The sequence below is a fragment of the Vibrio sp. D173a genome (assembly GCF_030248475.1).
In genome coordinates, this window is the sequence record NZ_JAHGAH010000106.1 from 1 (window position 1) to 846 (window position 846).

The window sequence follows — 846 nt, forward strand, 5'->3', positions numbered from 1 at the left end:
GCATCGGTGTTCCAGATGTCACCGTCAATTCCTGGCGTTTTACTGCCTTTGTTTTGTGATACTCGACGAACAGCGAGAAGTTTTGCTGCTTTCGAGTGAGTCAGTATCCACTGTAGTGCTTTCGCCTTACCGTGTTTACCTTCTCGGATTGCTTTTGCAATGCGCATCTGGAGCCTTAACACATGGCGCTCAACCGCTTTCCAGTCGATGGATTGCCATTGGGCGCTGCCAGAAGGGGCACTCACTTCATGAGAAGAGATCATCTGCGTTCCTTCTTAAATAAAGTTTTCCAAATCATCTTGCAATGGGAGACCAGTTGGAAGTGGGCACACTTTCGTGTCAGACATCCGTCTGTATCTGCATCATTACAATGCAGCATTCGCTTTTTCCAACCTCCTTTACCAGCACCGCTATCGGCTCTCTTCACAGACAGCTTTCCCGAAGGAACGATACTGGCTTACCGTGTTCCGCATGTCGCGCAATATCAGGGTAGATGCCCACTATAGTGCGAGGAGCCTATCGATCACGAAAGAGTATTGTCCAACCTCTTTCCTACTCCCATCGCCGTTTGGCCACAGCGTATTAACCACTTCCGCTGCTTCAAATATGACGCACCTTACATGGATTCACTTTCGTTCATCATACTGATTCCCTAGCACTCACCCAATTCGTGGTTATCAGGAGGAGCATTCCCTCACGGTTCTGCTCCCGTTTGGCACAGTGCCAAACTTCGTTACATTGTCAGGCTCGCTGCTTTATTCAGAGCCTTAGGGTCGTCTGGTGATACAAACGGTTCACTCTTATCGCGGTGAACAGCGCTTCATGCGACTTCACGTCGCACGGACA

At 49.4% G+C, this 846-nt stretch carries 1 protein-coding gene; it reads right to left on the reverse strand.

What is annotated here, in order from left to right; genetic code table 11:
* On the reverse strand, positions 1–263 hold a 263-nt coding region (locus tag KIV40_RS11880), incomplete at its 3' end, for a reverse transcriptase N-terminal domain-containing protein (protein ID WP_285349366.1).
* Positions 264–846: the final 583 nt, after the last annotated feature.